At 34.8% G+C, this 18,381-nt stretch carries 14 protein-coding genes; 5 read left to right on the top strand and 9 right to left on the bottom strand.

Annotated elements, in window-relative coordinates:
* The first annotated feature begins 61 nt into the window (after nucleotides 1-61).
* On the top strand, nucleotides 62-1,534 hold the full coding sequence (locus ZA07_RS00230; protein WP_053969723.1) for an alkaline phosphatase PhoX: 1,473 nt from the start codon (nucleotides 62-64) through the stop codon (nucleotides 1,532-1,534).
* Nucleotides 1,535-1,578: 44 nt separating this feature from the next.
* Nucleotides 1,579-3,327 (top strand): cytochrome-c peroxidase, encoded by a 1,749-nt coding sequence (locus ZA07_RS00235; protein WP_231628601.1) that lies wholly within the window; start codon nucleotides 1,579-1,581, stop codon nucleotides 3,325-3,327.
* Here the strand turns inward: ZA07_RS00235 and ZA07_RS00240 are convergent.
* Genes ZA07_RS00240 through ZA07_RS00250 form a run of 3 tightly spaced genes read right to left on the bottom strand, consistent with a single transcriptional unit; the run spans nucleotide 3,324 to nucleotide 4,634 of the window.
* A complete protein-coding gene (locus tag ZA07_RS00240; RefSeq protein ID WP_053969725.1) occupies nucleotides 3,324-3,719 on the bottom strand; it encodes a DUF2721 domain-containing protein in 396 nt (131 codons plus the stop codon). The two genes, ZA07_RS00235 and ZA07_RS00240, sit on opposite strands and share 4 nt — an antisense overlap.
* 5 nt (nucleotides 3,720-3,724) lie before the next feature.
* Complete coding sequence (locus ZA07_RS00245) at nucleotides 3,725-4,375, bottom strand: SdpI family protein (protein WP_053969726.1); 651 nt, start codon at nucleotides 4,373-4,375, stop codon at nucleotides 3,725-3,727.
* Between the two features lie 4 nt (nucleotides 4,376-4,379).
* Nucleotides 4,380-4,634, bottom strand: coding sequence for an autorepressor SdpR family transcription factor (locus ZA07_RS00250; RefSeq protein ID WP_053969727.1), 255 nt, complete (start codon nucleotides 4,632-4,634; stop codon nucleotides 4,380-4,382).
* Between the two features lie 315 nt (nucleotides 4,635-4,949).
* On the opposite strand from ZA07_RS00250, the gene ZA07_RS00255 reads away from it, so the two are divergent.
* Nucleotides 4,950-5,888, top strand: coding sequence for a tetratricopeptide repeat protein (locus ZA07_RS00255; protein WP_053969728.1), 939 nt, complete (start codon nucleotides 4,950-4,952; stop codon nucleotides 5,886-5,888).
* A gap of 35 nt (nucleotides 5,889-5,923) precedes the next feature.
* On the opposite strand, the gene thrC is transcribed toward ZA07_RS00255, so the two are convergent.
* From thrC to thrA, 3 genes are read right to left on the bottom strand one after another with little or no spacing between them, the layout of a single operon-like run.
* Entirely contained in the window at nucleotides 5,924-7,219 is a 1,296-nt protein-coding gene (gene thrC, locus ZA07_RS00260; protein WP_053969729.1) for a threonine synthase, read from the bottom strand.
* On the bottom strand, nucleotides 7,220-8,140 hold the full coding sequence (locus ZA07_RS00265) for a homoserine kinase (protein ID WP_053969730.1): 921 nt from the start codon (nucleotides 8,138-8,140) through the stop codon (nucleotides 7,220-7,222).
* 3 nt (nucleotides 8,141-8,143) lie between these two features.
* A complete protein-coding gene (thrA, locus tag ZA07_RS00270; RefSeq protein ID WP_053969731.1) occupies nucleotides 8,144-10,588 on the bottom strand; it encodes a bifunctional aspartate kinase/homoserine dehydrogenase I in 2,445 nt (814 codons plus the stop codon).
* Between the two features lie 286 nt (nucleotides 10,589-10,874).
* On the opposite strand from thrA, the gene ZA07_RS00275 reads away from it, so the two are divergent.
* Entirely contained in the window at nucleotides 10,875-12,425 is a 1,551-nt protein-coding gene (locus ZA07_RS00275) for a bifunctional ADP-dependent NAD(P)H-hydrate dehydratase/NAD(P)H-hydrate epimerase (protein ID WP_053969732.1), read from the top strand.
* Between the two features lie 60 nt (nucleotides 12,426-12,485).
* Here the strand turns inward: ZA07_RS00275 and ZA07_RS00280 are convergent, their stop codons facing one another.
* A complete protein-coding gene (locus ZA07_RS00280; RefSeq protein ID WP_053969733.1) occupies nucleotides 12,486-13,547 on the bottom strand; it encodes a TlpA disulfide reductase family protein in 1,062 nt (353 codons plus the stop codon).
* A gap of 128 nt (nucleotides 13,548-13,675) precedes the next feature.
* Here ZA07_RS00280 and hutH point away from each other — a divergent pair, with 128 nt between their 5' ends.
* On the top strand, nucleotides 13,676-15,184 hold the full coding sequence (gene hutH, locus ZA07_RS00285; RefSeq protein ID WP_053969734.1) for a histidine ammonia-lyase: 1,509 nt from the start codon (nucleotides 13,676-13,678) through the stop codon (nucleotides 15,182-15,184).
* Nucleotide 15,185: 1 nt separating this feature from the next.
* On the opposite strand, the gene ZA07_RS00290 is transcribed toward hutH, so the two are convergent.
* Nucleotides 15,186-15,569 (bottom strand): hypothetical protein, encoded by a 384-nt coding sequence (locus ZA07_RS00290; protein ID WP_053969735.1) that lies wholly within the window; start codon nucleotides 15,567-15,569, stop codon nucleotides 15,186-15,188.
* A gap of 83 nt (nucleotides 15,570-15,652) precedes the next feature.
* Nucleotides 15,653-18,199 carry an ATP-dependent Clp protease ATP-binding subunit gene (locus ZA07_RS00295; RefSeq protein ID WP_053969736.1) on the bottom strand — a complete coding sequence of 849 codons (2,547 nt, stop codon included), beginning with the start codon at nucleotides 18,197-18,199 and terminating at the stop codon, nucleotides 15,653-15,655.
* Between the last annotated feature and the right edge of the window lie 182 nt (nucleotides 18,200-18,381).

Raw genomic sequence — 18,381 nt, forward strand, 5'->3', positions numbered from 1 at the left:
TAGTAGGACTTTACATTGTTGTTGTTGTTTTGCTTCATCATTTAAAAATTAATCAACAAAGATGAACAATTACTACAAAATTTCTTTAGGCCTTTTTGGTCTTTTAGCTTTGGGAGCTTGTAATAATGACGATGACAACACCCCAACTGCAAACCCAGAACCTACTAATTTGGTACAATTACAGGCCCACTCACAATCTCCAGCATTATTGGATGTGGCACCAGAGTTTTCTGGAATTAATGTATATACCTTATTGTCTTCTGAAGATCAATTGGTAAACACACCAAATTTTGTTTATGGTTCCATGGCTGATGGAGCTGGATTATTAAGAAATTCAGATAACACCTTTACCCTAATCAATAATATTGAAGCCGATTATTCTATCGCTCGTATTACTCTAGACGAAACCTTTAAACCAGTTGCAGGAGAATATATTTTAAATGCTCAAGCTACTGCAGCTACAGCACAATGCTCAGGTTCGATGATTACTCCAGAAGAACATGGTTTCGGACCATTATATTTATCTGGAGGTGAATGGGGCGGATCTTCTCAAGGTGTTTTTGCAACAGATCCATATAAAGATGCATCCAGTGCTTCAGTGGCCACCATGTTAAATAATATGGGACAATGGGATACTGAAAATGCTGTTGCCATAGGTAAAGATGCATATCCTGGTAAAACAGTAGTTTTTATTGGTGATGATCATTCTGATAATACAGTTCCTTCTGGTCAATTGGGAATGTATGTTGGTAACACAGGAGATCTTACCGGCGGCCAATTGTACGGTTTGAGAGTAACAGACGCCAATGTTAATTTTGAAATGGATATGGAAGAAGGCCAGACTTATGCGATAGATTTTGTTGAGTTGGAAGAAACCCAAAAAGATCTTTTGGATGCCGAATGTAAAAATAAAGGAGTTATCGGTTTTTCTAGATTGGAAGATATCGATTGGAGAAGAGGTTCTGCTGCCAACAATAGAGAAATTTATTTCTGCGTAACTGGACGTCAAAAGCCAGACTTAATAGGTAAAGGTTCTGTTTATGGTAGAGTTTACAAAGTTAATTTGAACCCTAACGATCCTACAGGTGCCGGTACCATTACTTGCGTATTGGATGGAGATAAATTAGACGGAATAGCAAAAGACTTTTCAAGTCCTGATAATATTGTTGTAACTGAAAATTTCGCTTACATTCAAGAAGATCCAAACGGTTATTTTGATACAGCCGATAAAACTCACTTTGCTAGACTATACCAATATGATTTAAATACAGGTGCAATGAAAGTTGTTTTAGAGTGTGACCAAGTGGCGGCTCAAGCTCAAGGTTACGGTACTGTTGATAGTATTTGGGAAATTACTGGAATGATTGATATTTCAGATATTGTAGGAAAGGAAGATACTTTCTTAATGATGACCCAAAATCATGGTTGGGAACCAGCAGATGGTTCAGCTTTTACAGATCCTAATGCCAATCCTGCTGCTGATAGTAGAAAGGAAGGAAGTATGTTGTACATTCTAGAAGGATTGGATAGATAATGAACACTTTCCAGGTTAAGATAAAAAAGGCACACCTTATTTGGGTGTGTCTTTTCCTCGTTATAATAGTGGGTTGTAAAAAGAATGAGGAAATCAGACAGGTACCAGTAGCAGAACAGCTTGAGAGTAAGTACAAAAATCAATTGGATAGCTGTATAGCTTCGTTAGAAAATTTCAAAAAAGCTAATACTCAAGAGGAATTTTTAAAACACTATAAGCAAGCTCGAACCCATTTTAAGCGTATAGAGCCTATTTTTGCGTTTACTGATAAGGAAAATTACAAGTCCTTAAACGCGCCTAATATTTTAAAAGTTGAAGAAGAAGACGCGACTGATATTAAAATTAAAAAGCCTTTTGGTTTTCAAGTTATGGAGGAATTGATTTTTGAGGATTCTTTAGACATCAAAAATCTTCAGGAAGTGGCAAATAAAACTCAAGACCGCTTAAAATTGATACAAGCAAATGTTTCCTTAAAGTTGAAGGATTATCATATTATATGGATGATTCGGGATGAAATTGCCAGAATTGCTTTAACAGGAATCACAGGTTTTGATTCTCCAGTTTTGGAAGCATCTTTAGATGAAGCTGTCATGTGTTATGGTAGTTTAAATGACATTATGAATCTATATCAATCTGAATTCAATTCTGTAGCGTTGTTTAATCAGTTTAAAATGGAGATTGAATCAAGTATGGAACAATTACAAGCTTCAGACTTCGAAACTTTTGACAGATTTCAGTTTATCAAGGAACATTCACATAAACAACTGGAATTACTTTATGAGATTCAAAAGGATTGGGAGGTACAATTTCCATTTGAATTGGCTTTTAAAAATGATATGACTTCCTTGTTTTCAAATAATACCTTCAATTTAGATTTTTATTCAGATTATCCAGAAGTTGATTCCTTAAAAGCTTTGAAAACCCAATTAGGAAAACAATTGTTCAATGACACCAGATTATCTAAGGATAATACGATGAGTTGCGCCACTTGCCACCATAGTGATAAGGCGTTTACCGATGGCAAAAAAGTGTTTCCCAAACAATTAAGAAATACACCAACCCTACCTTATGCAGCATTGCAGCAGAGTTTTTTCTATGATGGAAGGACTGGAAATTTGGAGGGACAAATAGTAGATGTGGTTAATAACAATAATGAATTCCACTCCAATTTAGTGGATTTGGAAGCATTGGTTTCTAATGATTCCATTTATACCAAACAATTCAAAAGTATCTATAAAAAAGGGGTGACTCAAAACAATGTGAGAAATAGCATAGCTGTTTACGTAAGAAGTCTTGGGGATTTCAGCTCCAAATTTGACAAGAACATTAATGGTATGGAATCAAATTTAACTGATTCGGAAGTCAGGGGTTTTAATCTTTTTATGGGTAAGGCCAAATGTGCTACCTGCCATTTTGCTCCTGTTTTTAACGGAACTGTACCGCCTAATTTTACAGAAAGTGAATTTGAACTACTGGGGGTTCCCAAGGATACCATTTCTAATTTGGTGGATACAGATTTGGGTCGGTATGATGTTTTCCAAACGGAGGAAAAGAAGCATTTCTTTAAAACACCCACTATCAGAAATATTTCTAAAACAGGTCCTTATATGCATAATGGTGTTTATGAAACATTAGATCAAGTTATGACCTTTTACAATGATGGTGGAGGTGCAGGATTGGGAATGGAGTTGGAATATCAAACTTTACCTACAGACCCACTTAATCTAACAGAGCAAGAAATGGATGACATCATTGCTTTTATGGGCACTTTGGAAGATCAATCCAAAAGTTAATGATTCTCGATATCACTAATGTGATGCTCTAGAGCTTTTACCGAAATTTGAATTTCGATAATTAATAGGAGTAGAGAGACAATTAAAAGAATAAGGGCAACCCCAAAAATCCAAACTGCCAAATTGTGGAGTTCTATGTAGATTAAAAACATGGTCAACACACATAGCAGTAGACTGGAAATACCAAATATTTGCATGGATCTAGTCAAGTACAATCGTTTTTTAATGTTTTCTATCTGTTTAATATAACGCTTGTCTGGATCCTTCAAATAGGTAGCATGCAAACTTCTTACCACTGCAGCATAGGCCAAAAACCGATTGGTGTATGCTAACATAATTAAAGAAATGGCTGAAAATAAAAGTGCAGGGGTAGTTAAGGTTAATTCTGTCATGATTTTTAAACTTTAGAAATTTGTTTAAAACGTTGATACGAATATACAATAGGAATAATGGTTATGATGGCCGTAATGATCATAAAAAAGATGAAATTGGTCTTTTGATTGAAAATTAGACAACCTAAAATAATTACCAATCCGCCTGCAAACCAGAGTTTTCCTCCCAATTTATGGGTGTCTTTCCAAACAGTTTCATTTTCTAGTGTCCACGGTGTTTTAATCCCGATGAAATAATTCGCTTTTATGGTTTTAAAGTAGTTTCCAAGAATCACATATAAGACACCAATAAGCAATAAAATGTAATTAGGATTGGATAGGGAAGCGTTTTTAGTACTATAAATGATATATAAAGCCAAAACCGACATAAATGTTGTGAGAAGAACTTTTATGGTTTGAAATTTATTACCCATTTGTTGAAGCTTGTTTTTAGGATCAATTTTAGGAACCACAAGAAAGACAATATAAATCAATACCGGCATGATAAAAGGAATGATAAGTAATTCAGATTTATCACCATAGCGATCTATTTCTCCTTTAATATTATAATGCATAGGTACACGCTGTGGTAAATCAGGCCAAACGTATGCCAAATAAAGAAAGGGGAGTAGGATGATACCTATCAGAGGTAGTTCTTTTTTAAGTTGAAAAGCCATGTTTTTATTTTTTTAAGGTTAGTATCCAATTGAGTACATCTTCTAGAATGGTTGTGTTAAGGGAATAAGTTATGAACTGTCCTTTCTTTTCACTTGTAATGAGATCTGCTTGTTTTAAAATATCTAGATGATGGGAAATACTGGGTTTTGATATGTGGAATCGATCTGCAATTTCACCCGCATTCATATCACCCTCTTTCAACATTTCCAAAATACCACGACGGGTTTCATCATTTAATGCCTTGAAAAGAGAATTCATTTAATTAGGTATTTAGGTAAATATCTAAATACTTTATTTTATTTACAAGTAATTTCATCAAAATATTTAGTTTCATAACTATATAGGAAAGAAATACGACTCTTAAAGAATTTTGATTCTTGTAATTGATATCCTGAAGATATTTTGGCTTTTAGATAGAAACAAACTAATTTCACCACATGTCATACAACTACAAAACCGCTAACTGAATCCGCAAGTTTTCCCTCATAAAAATGGGAGATTGAGTTAAAAATGGTTGTAGTTATGTTTGATTATAATCCTCACTCTTAACGAGTATAATGTAATTTTTGAATAATGAAAAAGTGGTTTGTTGTACCCATAGTATTTTTAATTTTAGGGTTCTTCTTTAAAATATTTGATGTCCCAGGCAAAAATATTTCTATGGTTATTGGATTTGTTTGGTTAGGAATATTATTTATTGTTAGGTTAATTAAGACTCACAATAAAACATCCCTATTATCAATAATATTTCTCATTTCTTTAATACTAACAACTTTTGCTCTATATACACGTTACTTGTTTTTTAGTATTGGGGATTACCCATCACTCATAATTATTCCTTTATTTTTATTAATTGCCTTAGTATATTTTTTATCTGAGAAAAATAAACCTGCTATTTTTACATTATCTACTATTAGTTATGCTTTACTTATAATAGTAATTTTTATCCCTAGAGCAGAAGGAATTTGTTTGGGATTATTCCCAAATAAAAAACAAGAAAATGATCTTCCCAATGTGAATAAAATTGAAGGTCTAAGCCAATTTAATAGTGATGAAGCTTATAAAAATTTTAATTTTGGAGTAAAACATTCCAATTTAGAGGAGTATTCTTTGTCTAAAACTTATTTAGAAAAAGCTAACTCAATTGAACCAAACAATATGGATATCCTTAGGGAATTATCGACTACTTATTTTAATTTAAAAGATGTAGATAAAGCCATAGAAACCATTACTAAAGCTATAGAATTATACCCAGATAATGAGTTTTTATATAATAACAGAGGGTATTTTTATTACCATGGCAACAAGTATACAAAAGCTGAGTCAGACTATTCACAAGCGATTCGTATAAATCCCAAAAACCCAATATTTTATAGGAATATTGTCTTGAGCTATTATTATTCTGGAAATAATGAAGATGTTTGTCATTATATAGATAAATTAAAGGAGTTAGATTATAATATTACGAATGACAAGGAAATCGATTGGATAGAATATTCTGTTTGTGATTAAGAAGGTTAAGGAGCGGAATGTTTTCATTAACATATCTAAATATCACTCAAAAACCTCTTCAAATCATCATAAGTTGAAATCTCAATAGATCGTTTCTTTTTGCTCATCACTTTTAAAATTTGTTTTGGTAATTCAATGTTTTCTTGAATAGTATCTTCTACCACGTCCAAAAACTTGGTGGGATGTGCCGTTTCTAAAAATACACAATGGGCATCTGGGTGCGATTTCAAATAATCTTTGCACGCTAAATATCCAATAGCACCATGTGGGTCGGCTATATAAGAATATTCGTTATATAGCTCTTTAATACCTTCAATGGTTTCATCATCTGTATAGCTAAATCCGGATAAATTCTTTGCAAGGGTATCATAATTCTTATTATAGAGCTCTTGTATACGAACAAAGTTACTGGGATCACCCACGTCCATAGCGTTACTAATGGTTTGTACAGATGGTTTTGGATTGTAGTTTTTAGTCTCTAGATAATCGGTTACTACTTTGTTAGCATTATTGGCTGCTACAAAATGTTTGATAGGTAGACCCAATTTTTGAGCCATCATTCCAGCGCAAATATTTCCAAAATTTCCGCTAGGAACCACAAAAGTCAGGTTTTCATAAGTTTTGTAAAGTGCTTTGTATGCAAACATAAAATAAAACATCTGTGGCAACCATCTGGCTACATTAATTGAGTTGGCAGAGGTTAATTGCTTTTTGCTTATTAATTCTTCATCTAAAAAGGCACGCTTAACCATAGCTTGACAATCATCAAAAGTACCATGTACCTCAAGGGCAGTGATGTTTTTTTTAAGGGTTGTTAATTGTTTTTCTTGAATATCACTCACCTTTCCACTGGGATAAAGAATCACTACTTTCACGCCTTCTACACCCAAAAACCCGTGAGCCACAGCTCCACCAGTATCACCAGAAGTAGCTACTAGTACCGTTACTTCCTTATCATTTGATTGATTGAAATACCCGAGACAACGAGCCATAAAACGTGCCCCCACATCTTTAAAGGCCATGGTTGGACCATGAAAAAGTTCCAATGAATAAATCTGGTCAGTTATTTTTTCAACCGGAAATTCAAATGATAAGGTTTCTTCAATAATCTGCTTAAGAACATCTTCTGGAATGTCTGGTGTAGCAAATTGTTTGATTGCCTCAAAAGCAATTTCTGCTTCTGAAAGCTGATCAAGACTTTCAAAAAATGAATCGGGTAGTGGTGATATACTTTCTGGGAAATAAAGTCCTTTATCTGGCGCCAATCCTTTTATTACAGCATCCTTGAAGCTTGTTTTAGAGGCTTTATGATTGAGTGAGTAGTAGTTCATTTACAATATTTTTATTCCATTTGGATTAATTCGTGATACATAGAGATTAAATTCGATACCAGTTTGGCCATATACACTCTTAAAGGCTGCAGCTACTTTATGAGCCGTTTCTTCGCCTTTGTTTAAACTGAAAATAGAAGGTCCCGAACCAGAAATACCAACACCTAAAGCGCCTGCTTCCAATGCCGCTTTCTTTGCATTATCAAAATAGGGAATGAGTTGTTTACGAAATGGTTCAACCACAACATCCTTAAGTGCAGAACTAATTAGTTCGTAATCAGAGATATGCAAGCCATGGACTAAACTGCCCACGTTTGCCCATTGGGTAATGGCATTTTGTAGGACTATTTCCTTGGGCAAAATAGCTCTTGCCTCTGAAGTTTTTATTTCTATCTGAGGGTGAACAATCGTGGCATACATGTCATGGGGTGTAGGTAATTCAAGAATTTCCAATGGATGTGTGCTCTTTACCAAAGTAAAGCCGCCAAAAATCCCAGGGGCAATATTGTCGGCATGTTCACTGCCACTTGCCACCGCTTCTCCCTTCATGGCAAAGAAGGACAATTGTGTTTTATTAAATGGCCTTCCTAAGAGTTCGTTCATGGCAAACACCACACCCGATGCACTAGCAGAGCTGCTTCCTACACCACTTCCAGGCTTGATGTTTTTATAGATTTCAATTTCAAAACCAAAGTCAACCTCTACTTTTTCTAGAAGAGCTAATGCTGCAACTCCAGCTACATTTCTTTTGGTTTCCATGGGTAGGTCATAACCTTCTATCTTAGAAATTGAAATGTCTTTATTTGCAGTTTTTCTAACAACCATTTCATCACCAACAGTATCCAAACAAAACCCCAAGACATCAAATCCACAAGCAACATTGGCTACGGTAGCGGGAGAAAATATTTTTATCTCATCCATATCCTAGTCATTTCCTATTCTAATGATATCTGCAAAAAGACCTGAGGCCGTAACATCGGCACCAGCGCCAGCCCCTTTAATAATCATAGGTTGATCTGCATAACGTTGTGTATAGAACATCACAATATTGTCTTTTCCTTCCAAATTATAAAAAGGATGTCCCATAGGAATCTCTTTCAGTCCCACCTTGGCTTTTCCTTCATTAAATTCGGCTACATATTTTAATTTAGAGCCTTTTTCTTGAGCTTCTGCATATAGATTTTGGAAATGAGCTTCATCATCTATAAGTGTTTGATAAAAATCATCTACAGTATCACTGCTTAAATTAGATTCAGTTAAAAAGGATTCATTCTCAATATCTTCAAGTTCCATGATGGTGCCTGATTCTCTGGCCAAAATAAGTATTTTACGAGCTACATCAACTCCGCTTAAATCAATTCTAGGGTCGGGTTCTGTATAGCCTTCTGCTTGGGCTTGTTTCACCACATCGTGAAACTTGGTTTGGTTGTTAAAATTATTAAACACAAAATTTAAACTACCAGACAGAACAGCTTGGATAGAGGTGATTTTATCACCTGAAGCTATTAAATTATTTAAAGTATCAATAACCGGCAGACCAGCACCTACATTTGTTTCAAATAGGAATGGGGCATTATATTTTCGTGATAAAAATTTTAATTGTGCATAGTTTGCAAAATTACTTGAGCACGCAATTTTATTACAGGCAACCACAGCGATACTTTCTCGTAAATAGGCGTCATAGAGGTTGGCCACATCTTTATTGGCGGTTACATCAACAAAAATGCTATTTCTTAGGTTGAATACCTTGGCTTTAAAGAAGAAACCATCTAGTGAAGCAGGCTCACCGACTTTTAATTGTTCTTTCCAATTTTTGAGGGAGATACCTTCGTCATTAAAAATCATTTTACGAGAATTTGATAAACCAATGACACGCAAATTAATTTTAAGGGTTTCCTTAAGGTATTTTTTTTGTTGATGAATTTGTTCAACCAATCTTTCTCCCACATTACCAACGCCAGTAATAAAGACATTGAGCTGTTTTGTTTTGGATTCAAAAAATACCTCGTGCAAAGAATTTAAGGCCTTTTTGACGTCTCTTTCAGCAATTACAGCAGAAATATTTTTCTCTGATGCTCCTTGGGCAATGGCTCTTACATTGATATTATTACGACCTAAGGTACTGAACATTTTGCCACTAATCCCTTGGTGATTCTTCATGTTGTCTCCAACTAATGCTACAATGGCCAAATCTTCTTCAACCAGAATAGGGTTGATCTTATTTAGAGATATTTCATATTCAAAGGTTTGATCAATCACTTCCTGAGCTAGTTGAGAGTCAGAGGCATTAATTCCAAAGCAAATGGAATGCTCTGACGATGCTTGGGTTATAAAAATGATATTGATTTTATGATTTGCCAATGCTTCAAACAACCTCTTTGAAAAACCAGGAATACCAACCATGCCACTTCCTTCAAGGGTTAACAGGGCTATATTATTGATGTTACTAATTCCTCTTACTGTAAGTCCGTTTACTCCATAATTATTTGAAATAAACGTACCGGTTGCTTTGGGATCCATGGTGTTTTTAATCACCAAAGGAATGTTTTTGCTCAATACAGGTTGAACGGTTGGTGGATATAACACCTTGGCTCCAAAGTGAGATAGTTCCATAGCTTCCTGATAGGATAATTTTTCAATGGGGTAAGCTTGTTTTACCAATTTGGGATTGGCTGTAAACATACCACTTACATCTGTCCATATTTCCAAACGTTCTACTTCTAAGGCAGCAGCCAATAATGCAGCAGTGAAATCAGATCCACCACGACCTAACGTTGTAATTTCTCCTGCTTCAGATTTGGAGATAAAACCTGGTAATATAGTGATGTCTTGATTATTGGACTTAAAATAACTTTTTATATAATTGAACGTGAGGTCATATTTCACCTCGGCTTTTGTGAATTGAGAATCTGTAATTATGAGTTCTTGACTGTTTTTCCTGACAGCATTCAATCCTCTTTCTTTCATCGCTTCTGCAATAATAAAAGAGGAGAGGAGCTCTCCAAAACTCACTAATTTATCAGAGGTTTTAGGAGATAATTCATTTATTAAATAGATGCCATCCAAAAGACTTTTCAAGCGGTTCAATTTCTTTTCCAACGCCTCCAATGTTGGTTTGGGGCAGTTTGGAATTAAATTAGATAAAATATTTAAGTGAATACTCTTAATCTCTTCAAATTCAGAAATATAAGATTCGTCTTTTATTTGGGCTAAATAGCCAGATTTTAATAATTTATCGGTGATGCCTCCTACGGCTGAGACAACGGCTATCACTTTATTTTCTTCGGAATATTCCTTTAAAATACCTATGACTTGATTGATATTTTCAACAGAACCTACAGATGTTCCTCCAAACTTTAAAACGTTCATTGTAATTTAATTTAAGTATAAAAATCTTTTGATTTTCGTGTTTTATAAAAACACTAATAGGACGGAGAGAATATAATTAATAACAACCCAAACGGGTTGTAATAATTGTAGTAATAGTTCCAAAAATAGCAGCAGTTCCACTAATAGAATTAGCAGTTATTGCGCTGATATTATTTGTAAACTTGTCTATCATTACATATCAAATGTATTATTTTTACCTTAATAAAAAAACAAATCCGAGCTTTTTACGGAAAAAGCAGAAAACCTATTAAGTTTTTAACAAAAAATGAAAATATTATCCAAAGAACAAGTATATGAAGGTGATCGAATAACCGCTGAAAAACAGCAGATTTCCTCAACTGAATTGATGGAGCGTGCGGCTACCCAAATTTTCAATTGGATTCATCTGAGAATGCAAGGAGCACAAGTGCCAATCCATGTTTTTTGTGGCATAGGGAATAATGGAGGTGACGGTTTAGTACTTGCCAGACACTTGATTAATCATGGGTATCAGGTTCATACGTATGTGGTGAATTATAGTGATAAACGATCAAAGGATTTTTTGATTAACTATGATCGCATCAAGCAAGCCACTAAAGATTGGCCTGTGTTGTTGGACGATTCTAAAGATTTACCCGACATTAATGTCAAAGACATCATTGTTGATGCCGTGTTTGGAATTGGCTTAAATCGTCCAGCAGATGAATGGGTTCAAAAGTTATTTCAGCATTTTAGGAATTCGGGAGCATTTACGCTTTCAATTGATATTCCTTCTGGATTATATACAAATCAAGTTCCAAAAGATGAAAATAGCGTTGTATGGGCCAATTATACCTTGACTTTCCAAACTCCAAAATTGGTATTCTTTTTACCCGAAACAGCGAAGTATACTAAAGAATGGGAGGTTTTGGATATTGGAATCGATCCCGAATATCTTTATAAATTAGAAACCGAAGCAGAACTCATAGGGAAATATGAAATGCTTTCTGTTTACCAACCTAGGGATAAGTTTTCACATAAAGGAAACTATGGTCATGCGTTGGTTATTGGTGGAAGTCATGGCAAAATGGGAGCAGTCACTCTAAGTACTAAGGCAGCTTTAATTGTAGGGGCAGGATTAGTAAGTGCTTTCATTCCAAATGGAGGTTATCAGGTTTTGCAAACAACGTTCCCTGAAGCTATGGTATTAACGGATGAGGATGATTGGAAAATTTCAAATATCGAATTTGGTTTCGAACCCACTGTCATTGGATTGGGTATGGGAATGGGGAATCATGAAAATACCTTAGCAGCTTTTGAGCAATTTTTGAAAACAAACAAGGCTCCTTTGGTAATTGATGCGGATGGCCTCAACTTACTGGCAAAAAAGAAAACTCTGTTAAAATTGTTACCCGAATTAACCGTTTTAACACCTCACTCTAAAGAGTTAGAGCGGTTAGTAGGAAGCTGGAATGATGATTTTGAGAAGCTCAATAAAGTCAAGAAGTTTTCTAAGAAAAATCATGTGGTTGTAGTTATCAAAGGAGCCAACACCATAACTGTTTTTAAGAATCGAATGTACGTCAATACAACTGGTAATCCTGGATTGGCAACTGCAGGTAGCGGTGATGTATTGACAGGTATGATCACTGGATTAATATCACAAGGGTATGATCCTATATCAGCAGCTGTTTTCGGAGTTTATTTACATGGGAAATCAGCTGATATTCAAGTTGAAAAATATGGATATCAAGCTTTAATAGCCAGTCATGTGATTGAAGGTATTGGAGCAGCCTATTTGGATTTGTTTGCAAAACCAGAAGAACCTGTGCTTGAAGAAGAACCAAATGAAGCTTAAAAAATAGAAACAAAAAAAACCACTCATTTGAGTGGTTTTTTATTTATTGTTTGAGCTGAATTAAATGCCTTCGGCATCAAATAATTTTATAAGCTCCTCACTAGAAGGTCTTGGAGCATCTGCAGAAACCACCTTACCGTTTGGATCTAACAAAATAAATCTTGGAATTCCTGTAATGTAATAGTCTTGGATAAACTCGGTTTGCCATCCATTAGGAGCAAATAATTGAATACCTCCTAATTCCATACCAGTTACAAACTCTTTCCAGTCTGCATTTGCCTCTTCCCATGAAGGTTTTCCATCTACATCCTTGTGAGTTCTATCATCATCAATAGAAATACTTACAAACTGAATGTTTTTGTCGTGATATTTTTCTTCAACTTCTTTAAGTGAAGGAATTTCAGCTTTACAAGGTCCGCACCAAGTTGCCCAAATATCAATATAAGTGTACTTTCCTTTTAAATCTGCTAAAGAAGTTTTACCACCTGCATGATTTTCAAATCCTTCAAAATTAGGAGAATCAGCACCTTTAGGTAAATTGGTGTTCAAATCTATTTTTTGCTTTACAAATGACTTGTACATCCCTAGCATAGGATCTAATTGCTTTTTTGAAGATTCAATTAGGGTAGAGTCTATAGTTTTATCGGCTTCATAAAAGTTGTTGAATTCCGTTTTTAGACTTTCAAACTTTTCATTTAAAGCAACCGTATCTTCAAGTTTACTAAGTTCATCCAAATCTAAAAGAGCTTCTTGCTTCAAGCTATTTTGGGCCAAGAAATTACTGTTTTCAGACCCTTCGCCCGTATATTTAACAGTTTCGTCAAACATCTTGGTATCAATGGTCATTTTTATATCATACCCATTTTTTAAGAAAACGCTAGTTACTTCAGTACCATCACCAACTGTAAAAGTACCAGGCTCGTTAATTTTCAATGTATCACTAAAAGTACCATCGGCATTCACCTTAATGGTTTTGGAATAATCTCTACTTCTTACAAAGATGGAGTCACTATTCATATTAGTGATTTGGCCAGAAAAGGTCACATAATCTTTAGGTTGTTCTTCCTTTTCATTACATGCCAAAACAGAACAGGCAAGGGCTACAACAAATAATTTTTTCATATTATGTATTTTGGGTTTTGTCAAATGTAATTAGAAAAACTAATAAATGAGAAATATTTTGGATTTATAATTAAATGTTTGGAAATATTAAAGTGAATGCGGAATTTTGCGCAAAATTTTGACAAATCATGAAAGATACCCATATAATTTCTTCAGATCATTTAGGACTTAAAAAGTTATTTGAAATTGTTTCCAATAATTTCAAATTGGAGCTTTCTGAGGATTCTAAGACTAAAATCACTACTTGTAGAAATTATTTGGATGAGAAATTGAAAAGTCAAAAGAGCCCGATTTATGGAATAAATACCGGGTTTGGGTCCCTTTACAATGTCAAAATTTCAGAAGAAAATCTGACAAAACTACAAGAAAACTTGATGATGTCCCATGCTTGCGGTACAGGTGATTTAGTGCCAAAGCAAGTAGTTAAATTGATGTTGTTATTAAAGATACAATCGTTAAGCTATGGACATAGTGGGGTGCAGTTGGAAACGGTCCAAAGATTGGTAGACTTCTATAATTATGACATATTACCGTTGGTATTTACCCAAGGTTCTTTAGGGGCTTCAGGTGATTTAGCTCCATTGGCACACCTTTCGTTGCCGTTAATAGGGAAAGGGGAGGTATTTTATGAAGGTCAAGTACATGATGCGGCTGAAATTTTAGAGAAGTTTAATTGGCACCCCATTGAATTGCATTCCAAGGAAGGTTTGGCTCTTTTAAATGGTACCCAGTTCATGAGCGCCTATGGAATTCATTTGTTGTTTGAAGCACATAAATACAGTTATTTGGCAGATCTAATTGGTAGTGTTTCGTTGGAAGCCTTTGACGGAAGAATTGAGCCGTTTGATGAATTGGTACATCTAGTTAGACCTCACAATGGTCAATTGAAAACTGCTGAGCGAGTAAGAGAGTTTTTGGAAGGAAGTGAGTTGATTAGTCAAGAAAAGAAACATGTTCAAGATCCTTATTCATTTAGATGTATGCCGCAAGTTCATGGAGCATCAAAAGATACGTTGGCATTTGTAACCAAAACGTTTATTACTGAAATCAATTCGGTGACAGATAATCCCAATATTTTTGTTCAAGAAGATAAGATTATATCCGGAGGAAACTTTCATGGTCAACCCTTGGCATTGGCATTTGATTTCCTCAAAATAGCAATGGCCGAATTAGGGAATATATCGGAGAGGAGGACTTTTCAATTAGTTTCAGGATTAAGAGAACTTCCTACTTTTTTGGTTGAGAACCCTGGTTTAAATTCGGGTTTTATGATTCCTCAGTATACGGCTGCAAGCATCGTTAGTGCCAATAAACAGCTTGCTACTCCTGCAAGTATTGATAGTATTGTTTCAAGTAATGGTCAAGAAGATCATGTAAGTATGGGGGCAAATGCGGCTACGCAATCTTTTACATTGATTACCAATTTGAAACGTATTTTGTCAATTGAATTGTTTAATGCATCGCAAGCCTTAATGTTTAGAAATCCTTTGAAATCATCGGAGTTTATCGAATCAGTTTTGAGCTTATATCGAGCAGAAGTACCTGTAGTACATAATGACAGGGAATTGCATCATGATATAGAAGCTTCGATTCGTTTCCTGGAATTTTTGGATATTGATTCAGAAGAGTTGTTCTAAACTAAAAAAGGGCAAGTTTTTCATTATATAGATTCGTGGCCCAAAACTTAGCTTCTTCAAAATTGTTGAATATTTCGAATGGTTTGGAAATGAAGAGTTTTTCAACAGCTGTGTTATCAATAACTGTATTGTTTTCTAGAACAATGGCAATTCCTACCAAATTTTTAATTTGCATGGATTTTAAATAAACCTTAGGATTTACAGAATAAGAATTTTTCCTTCTAGAGATATAAATTACTGGTTTATTGGCGAAGTACTTTAAGGCAATTTCAATAAGAACTTGGTTTAACTCGTAAGATACCAAAACACCCTCATTCATCTCCCCAACAAGGAAGAAATCATGGATGGTAATGGTACCAAAACTATAAGTCAATTTAAGCCTCATATTTAAAATTAAATAATTCACTTTTATAAACTAAAAAACTCCGCTAAAGTGCGGAGTTTTTGGTTTATAATGTTAAGAAGCTTTTAAGACTCAGTGGTATTTTCTTTGGTTTTTTTAATAGTCACTGTTAGATCTTGGGTTTTCTTGTCTAAGTCAAGAATGATTTTATCTCCTTCCTCTATTTTAGAATTAATGATTTCTTCAGCCAATGTATCTTCTACATATTTCTGAATAGCACGCTTTAAAGGTCTAGCTCCATATTGCTTATCAAAGCCTTTGTCAGCAATGAATCCTTTCGCACTATCTGTTAACTCTAGATCATAACCAATATTCTTTATTCTTACGAATAACTTCTCTAATTCAATATTGATAATTTTGTCAATATCTTCTTTTTCTAGAACATTAAATACAACAACATCATCAATTCTGTTCAAAAATTCTGGAGCAAACGCTTTCTTTAGAGCATTTTCAATAACACTTCTAGCATTGGCATCCTCTTGAGCTTTTTGAGAAGCTGTTCCAAAACCTACACCTGTTCCAAAATCCTTTAATTTTCTGGATCCAATATTGGAAGTCATAATGATAATAGTATTTCTAAAATCAATCTTTCTTCCAAGACTATCAGTTAAATAACCATCATCAAGAACTTGCAACAACATATTGAATACATCTGGATGAGCTTTTTCGATCTCATCCAATAATACGACAGAGTAAGGTTTGCGTCGTACTTTCTCAGTCAATTGGCCTCCCTCTTCATAACCTACGTATCCTGGAGGCGCACCCACCAATCTGGAAATGGCAAATTTTTCCATGTATTCGCTCATGTCAATACGTATCAAGCTATCCTCACTATCAAATAAAAGTCTGGACAATACTTTTGCCAATTGGGTTTTCCCAACTCCCGTTTGACCGAGGAAAATAAAGGAACCAATGGGTTTATTAGGGTCTTTTAATCCTGCTCTATTTCTTTGAATAGCCTTAACCACTTTAGCAACTGCCTCATCTTGACCAATGACTTTGCCTTTAATCATTTCTGGCAATTGAGCGAGTTTATTGCTTTCGGTTTGTGCAATCCTGTTAACCGGAATACCAGTCATCATAGAAACTACATCAGCTACATTATCTTCAGTAACGGTTTCTCTGTGTAATTTGGTTTCTTCTTCCCATTTCTCTTGAGCTACCGCCAATTCTTTTTCCAAACGTTTCTCATCATCACGCAATTTGGCAGCTTCTTCATACTTCTGTTTTTTAACTACAGAAGTTTTGGATTCTTTAACCTCTTCCAGCTGTTTTTCCAAATCCAAAATCTGTTTTGGAACATCGATGTTTTTAATATGAACACGCGATCCCGCTTCATCCAAAGCATCTATAGCTTTATCCGGAAGAAATCTGTCCGTCATATAGCGGCTGGTCAATTTGACACAAGCTTCTATGGCTTCTGGTGTATAAATAACATTATGATGATCTTCATATTTTTCCTTGATGTTATTCAAGATTTCTATGGTTTCGTCAATACTAGTGGGTTCAACGATAACCTTTTGAAAACGTCTTTCTAGGGCACCATCTTTTTCAATATATTGTCTGTACTCATCTAAAGTGGTTGCGCCAACACATTGAATTTCACCTCTAGCCAATGCTGGCTTAAACATATTAGAAGCATCTAAACTTCCCGTTGCACCACCTGCACCAACAATGGTATGAATCTCATCAATAAATAAGATAATGTCATCATTTTTTTCAAGCTCGTTCATAACGGCTTTCATACGCTCTTCAAATTGTCCTCGATATTTGGTGCCTGCTACCAAACTTGCCAAATCTAAGGTAACCACTCGTTTATTGAAAAGAATTCTTGAAACCTTTCTTTTAATAATGCGATTTGCCAATCCTTCGGCAATGGCACTTTTTCCTACACCTGGTTCCCCAATAAGTAGAGGGTTGTTTTTCTTACGTCTGCTTAAAATTTGAGAAACGCGTTCTATTTCTTTTTCTCGACCTACAACGGGGTCAAGCTTTCCTTCTTCGGCTAGAGCCGTTAAATCACGTCCAAAATTATCTAAAACAGGTGTTTTGGATTTCTTGTTAGATTTACTTGAAGGTGTGTTAAAGATGTCTCCTTTAGAAGTATCATCTTCTGGAGCATCGTCATCAAATGCCTCGGCGCGAGGTTCGATGTATTCTTCGTCGTTTGTGATCATAAACTTGAATTGTTCTTTAACGTTATCATAATCCACTTTTAGCTTATTTAAAAGTTTGGTAGTGGGATCGTTTTCATTTCTTAAAATACACAATAATAAATGTGCTGTATTAATGGAACTGCTTTGAAACAATTTAGCTTCAAGAAAGGTTGTTTTCAAAGCGCGTTCAGCCTGCCTAGTCAAATGCAGGTTTTTCTTTTCATTGGATGCAATAGCCACATTAGGGTTGGCCGGACTTAAAATCTCAACTTTTCGCCTTAAATGACTTAAATCGACATCCAAGGCGTTTAAAATGTTTATAGCCTTACCGCTACCATCTCGCAATAATCCAAGCATCAAGTGTTCGGTACCAATAAAATCGTGTCCTAATCTTAGAGCTTCTTCTTTGCTAAATGCTATTACATCTTTTACTCTTGGGGAAAAATTATCATCCATAAATTATCCTTTCTACATTAAAAATACTAAAATCATAAAGATTAAGGACAAAAACTATACCTTAATTTTCGGGGTGTATGCTAATAGATAAAAAAACCTCCGAAAATCAAAATTTTTCACCTTTTACTTATTAAATATTTTATGATATTATTGTTAATAAAAATAACCAAAAAAGGGTTTAT

It is taken from the genome of Mangrovimonas sp. ST2L15 (genome assembly GCF_001280515.1).
Classification (GTDB): Bacteria; Bacteroidota; Bacteroidia; order Flavobacteriales; family Flavobacteriaceae; genus Mangrovimonas; species Mangrovimonas futianensis.